The following is a 5,409-nucleotide window of genomic DNA, read 5'->3' on the forward strand; positions in this document are numbered from 1 at the left end:
CGCCTTGCGGCAGCCGGCTTCGGACATGAAGCGCTTGCCCTGGGCCATGCCGCCATTGGCCAGGATCACGTGGATCTGGGCGATGGAGCGGGCGTTGCCCGTGCCGCCGCCGGCCGGGATCTCCGCGCCGCGCCAGGCGCGGGTGCGGGTCTCGAGCACGTCGACGCCGGGATTGCGCGACATGTTGGCGACCAGCTCGCTCTGCTCGCCGTCGCCGATCGCCGTGCCCGGCGGCGGCGGAATCAGGTCGGCGACCCGGGCGTCCTCGCTGGCCGGCAGGCCGATATGGAAGTCGGCGCCCAGCGGCTCGGCGACCTCTTCGCGGAAGAAGGTCCCCAGGCTGCGGCCGGTGATCCGCCGCACCACCTCGCCGACCAGGAAGCCCTGCGTCAGGGCGTGATAGCCCGACTGGGTTCCGGGCTCCCAATAGGGCGCCTGGGCGGCCAGCAGCGTGGTCACCTTGTCCCAGTCGTAAACGTCCTCCAGCGTGATCTTCTCCTTCCAGCCGGAGAGACCCGCCGAGTGGGCCATCAGGTGGCTGACCTTGACCTTCTCCTTGCCGGCGGCGGCGAATTCCGGCCAGTAGCGGGCCACCGGCGCGTCGAAATCCAGCGCGCCGCGGTCGGCCAGGATCAGGGCGCAGAGCGCGGTCATGGTCTTGGTGGTCGAATAGACGTTGACGATGGTGTCCTTTTCCCAGGGCCGCGTGCGCGCCTCGTCGGCCCAGCCGCCCCACAGATCGACCACCATCTCGCCGTTCACCGTGGCGGCGAACGAGGCCCCGACATCGGCGCCGGAGGCCAGGTTGTTTTCGAGGGTGGCGCGCACCGCGGCGAACCGGTCCCGCACAAATCCATCCACCGAACCGTCGGCCATGAGCGCATCCTCCCTTGTTATGGACCGACCCTAGCCGAACCTTCGCGGCCCGCGCACCCCAAACATGACGGCGAGGGCGCGAACCCGGATGTCCCGCTCATCTCCACGGGAGGCGGCCCCCAGGCGTTTCAGCGTGCGGCTGGGAGCGCGGTGAATTGCAAGAGTCGACCGCAAAGTCCGCCAAGGACGCCAAGGGTTCTCTGCTCGAACGGGCGCCTTGGCGTTCTTGGCGAGCTTGGCGGTAAAACGCCCCAGTCGCTCGGACCCAAGGATCAGCTGTTCTCCGCCGCGGAGCGACGGGCGTTGAGGTCGGCCTGGATCGTGGCGTGCTGGGCCTTGGTCAGGCGGTAGCCGATGAAGATGAGCACGGCGATCGCCGTGATCACCGCCGGCCCGGGCCCGAAGAGCAGGCCGAGGTTCCTGATGACGGCCGGATCGATGTGCGCCGCACCGCCCGGCTGCGAGGCGATCGCGGTCGGGAAGTGGATCACGTCCAGACCGATGCCGGCGATCAGGCTGCCCAGGCCGACCGCGGCCTTGGCGGAGAAGTTGAGGCCGGCGAAGTAGAGCCCCTCGCGCCGGGTGCCGAACAGGTGCTCGTGCTCGTCCGCCGCATCGGCCATGGCCGACTGGAAGGCCACCGAAACCCCGGTGGTGACGAAGGTGACCGTCGCCGCGTTCAGCATCAGAAGGCCGTAGAGCAGCGGTCCTGACGGAAGCAGGCCGGCGTTGCGCAGCAGCGGCAGCCACGCCTGCAGCCCCGCGAACAGCACCAGGCCCACGATGACCACCGTCCGCTTCTCGAACTTGGGCACCACGACGAGCGAGACGACCGCGCCGATGAACAGGCCCGGCACGGCCGCGAGCTGCACGATCGGGATCAGGCCCGGCGGCAGTTTCCAGAAGAACTTGAGGGCGTGCAGGCCGAGCACGCTGGCGACGCCGGCGGCGGTGAAGATGAGGATCAGGCAGGCGAACAGCGACACGAACGAGCGGTTCCGGAAGATCTCGACCACGTCCACCCAGGTGCGCGCGATGGCATTGCCGCCCCTGACCTTGACCTGGTGCAGGCGCTTGAGCGCCGGCAACGTCCCGAAGGTCGCGATCACCGCGCCGACCAGGGTGATCGCGCCCAACGTCCAGCCCAGCGGCAGGTAGGACGCGTGCTGTCCGATCTTCGGGCCGTAGAGGAAAAAGCCGGTGCCGAGCAGGACGATCGCCGTCGTCCCGATCGGACCGACCAGGAAGCGCGAGCCGACCACGGTGGTCCGCTCGTCGTAGTCGTCGCTGAGCTCGGCCCCCAGCGCGACGTAGGGCAGGTTGAAGCAGGAGTGGCAGATGCGCAGCGCGACCGCGACGGTGGTCACGAAGGCGAACAGGCCCCAGCCGTGCAGGCCGGTCGGGATCGAGAAAATGACGCCGAGCAGGATCGCCAGCGGCAGCGCCGCGGCGAACATGAAGGGATGGCGGCGGCCCAGCCGGGAGTGGGTATTGTCGGAGAGCGACCCCACGATCGGGTCGACCATGGAATCGATCAGCAGGCCCAGGAAGATCGAAAGCCCGGCCAGCGAGTTCGCCAGCCCGCAGACCTGGGTCACGTAATAGAACAGGTAGAGGCCGAGCGCGCCGCTCATCACGGCGTCGACCAGCGTGCCGGCGCCATAGGCCGCCACCAGCGGCACGCTCAGCTTGGATCGGCGAAGATCGATCACCGTCTGTGCGGCGCTTGGCGCGGCGGGCGCAGGCGCGGGTTCGACGAGCGGCGGCGCGGGTTCGGCTGTCATGCGGTGAGCATTTCCCTGGAGGCGGTGCATTCCGACGCGCGGTTTTCCAGTGTTATGCCATCAGACGCAGGCCGGGCGCCATTACGGTTTGGTCAGGCGCTTGGTCGCATGCCGGCCGCGAAAGCCATTCGAGGCGGACGCCGCCGTTAGCGACGGACGCATCGCGGCCATCGGCGCGGCGAGCGGTCGCGGGACCGAGGAAAACATCCGGGTCTGACGGGCGGCCGAGGAGCGTCGGGATTGCAGCAGCGACTCGGTGGCGGGTGCGTTAATGTTGCATCGTCCGATCGCGGATCACGTCAGGACCTGAGCCGCTTCAATGAGCGCTAGGCACGCCAGAATCGCGACACCGCCCGCCGTCGCCTCGGTGCTGGCGCTGATCGGCAACACGCCGATGGTGGAGCTCGCCGGCTTCGATACCGGGCCATGCCGCCTCTTCGTCAAGCTGGAGAACGCCAATCCGGGCGGGTCGATCAAGGATCGCATCGCGCTGTCGATGATCGCGGCGGCGGAGGCCGATGGGCGGCTGCAGCCGGGCGGGACGCTGGTCGAGGCCACCGCCGGCAACACCGGGCTCGGCCTGGCGCAGGTCGGCCTCTTGAAGGGCTACAGGCTGCTGCTGGTGGTGCCGGACAAGATGGCGCGGGAGAAGATCCAGCACCTGCGCGCCATGGGCGTCGACGTGCGCATCACCCGCTCCGACGTCGGCAAGGGCCACGCCGAATACTATCAGGACATGGCGCAGGTGCTGGCGGCGGCCCTGCCCAACGCCTTCTACGTCAACCAGTTCGACAATCCCGCCAACCCGCTGGCGCACGAGACGACGACCGGGCCGGAGATCCTCGAGCAGATGGGCGGCGATGTCGACGCGGTGGTGGTGGGGGTCGGCTCCGGCGGAACCCTGACCGGGCTCGGGCGATTCTTCGCCAAGGCATCGCCGAAGACCCGGATGGTGCTGGCCGACCCGGTGGGCTCCATCCTGGCGCCGCTGGTGCTGCGCGGCGAGCGCGTCGAGCCGGGCTCCTGGGTGGTCGAAGGCATCGGCGAGGATTTCGTGCCGACGAATTGCGACCTCTCGTTGGTGAAGGCGGCCTACGAGATCTCCGACACCGACAGCATCGCCGCCGCACGCCTGTTGCTGACCAGGGCCGGCATCCTGGGCGGCTCGTCGTCGGGCACGCTGCTCGCCGGCGCGCTGCGCTATTGCCGCGAGCAGACCGAGCCCAGGCGCGTCGTTACGCTCGTCTGCGACACCGGTTCGCGCTACCTGTCGAAGCTCTACAACGACAGCTGGGTCGCCGAGCAGGGGCTGATGCACCGCGAGCTGCACGGCGATCTGCGCGATCTGATCGCCCGCACGGCCGGCGACGCGGTGACCGTGGGGCCGGAGGACACGCTGCTGACCGCCTACAACCGCATGCGCCAGGCCGACGTGAGCCAGCTGCCGGTGCTGGACGACGGCCGCCTGATCGGCCTGATCGACGAGAGCGACCTGCTGGAAGCGGTCGAGGACCGGCGCACCGAGGCGCGCTTCGGCCAGCCGGTCGCCGCGGCCATGACCGCCCGCCTGCGCACCCTGCAGGCCGGCCAGGCGCTCGACGCGCTGTTGCCGATCTTCGAGCGCGACGAGGTGGCGATCGTGATGGAGGGGCGCGAATTCCTCGGGCTGATCACGCGCATCGACCTGATCAATTATCTGAGGCGGGCGGCGTGAGCGACGAAGCGCCGAAGAACCGGCTCGATTTCGCCACCCGCGCCATCCACGGCGGCCAGGAGCACGACCCGCTGACCGGAGCGGTGATGACGCCGATCTACGCCACCTCGACCTATGCGCAGGCGTCGCCGGGCGTGCACCAGGGGTTCGAATACTCGCGCAGCCAGAACCCGACCCGTTTCGCGCTCGAACGCGGGCTGGCCGACCTGGAGAGCGGAACCAAGAGCTTCGCCTTCGCCTCCGGGCTGGCCGCCATCGCCACCCTGCTCGAAACGCTGGATTCCGGCGACCATGTGATCGCCAGCGAGGACCTCTACGGCGGCTCCTATCGGCTGTTCGAGGGCGTGCGCCGTCGCTCGGCCGGCCTCGACTTCAGCTTCGTGGACATGACCGACCTGGCCGCGATCACCGCGGCGATCACCCCGAAGACGCGGCTGATCTGGGCCGAGACGCCGACCAACCCGATGCTGCGGCTGGCCGACCTGGAGGCGATCTCAGGCCTGGCCAGACAGCGCGGCCTGGTCGCCGCCGCCGACAATACGTTCGCCAGCCCCTACGTGCAGCGTCCGCTGGAGCTCGGCTTCGACGTGGTGATGCACTCGACCACCAAATACATCGGCGGCCATTCCGACATCGTCGGCGGCGCGCTCGTGGTGGGCGAGAACGCCGTGCTCAGCGACCAGCTCACCTTTCTGCAGAACGCCGTCGGCGCCGTGGCCTCGCCGTTCGACAGCTTCCTCACCCTGCGCGGGGTGAAAACGCTGGCGCTGCGCATGCAGCGTCACTGCGAGAACGGCCTGGCGGTGGCGCACTGGCTGGAGGGCCGGCCGGAGGTGGCGCGGGTGATCTATCCAGGGCTGCCCAGCCATCCGCAGCATGCGCTGGCCAAGCGGCAGATGCGTGGGTTCGGCGGCATGGTGACCGCCGTCCTCGACCGCGACCTCGCCGGCACGCGCCGGATGCTGGAGCGCACGCGCCTGTTCACCCTGGCCGAGAGCCTCGGCGGCGTCGAGAGCCTGATCGAGCACCCGGCGA

Annotated in this window: 4 protein-coding genes; 2 read left to right on the top strand and 2 right to left on the bottom strand. The window is 69.4% G+C overall.

The features are described from left to right. Both VGL85_RS00005 and VGL85_RS00010 read right to left on the bottom strand, forming a co-directional pair. A partial coding sequence (locus tag VGL85_RS00005; RefSeq protein WP_331584677.1) for a serine hydrolase domain-containing protein occupies positions 1-876 on the bottom strand: 876 nt, incomplete at its 3' end. Between the two features lie 272 nt (positions 877-1,148). Beyond that, positions 1,149-2,660 carry an MFS transporter gene (locus VGL85_RS00010; RefSeq protein ID WP_331584679.1) on the bottom strand — a complete coding sequence of 504 codons (1,512 nt, stop codon included), beginning with the start codon at positions 2,658-2,660 and terminating at the stop codon, positions 1,149-1,151. A 319-nt stretch (positions 2,661-2,979) separates the two neighbouring features. Between VGL85_RS00010 and VGL85_RS00015 the strand changes: the two genes are divergently transcribed. Together VGL85_RS00015 and VGL85_RS00020 are read left to right on the top strand one after the other, a co-directional pair. Next, positions 2,980-4,374 carry a cystathionine beta-synthase gene (locus tag VGL85_RS00015; protein WP_331584681.1) on the top strand — a complete coding sequence of 465 codons (1,395 nt, stop codon included), beginning with the start codon at positions 2,980-2,982 and terminating at the stop codon, positions 4,372-4,374. Continuing rightward, positions 4,371-5,409: trans-sulfuration enzyme family protein (locus tag VGL85_RS00020; RefSeq protein WP_331584683.1), on the top strand; the 1,039-nt coding region annotated here is incomplete at its 3' end. The genes VGL85_RS00015 and VGL85_RS00020, both read left to right, overlap by 4 nt.

This window comes from Phenylobacterium sp. (assembly GCF_036501465.1).
Lineage (GTDB): Bacteria > Pseudomonadota > Alphaproteobacteria > Caulobacterales > Caulobacteraceae > Phenylobacterium.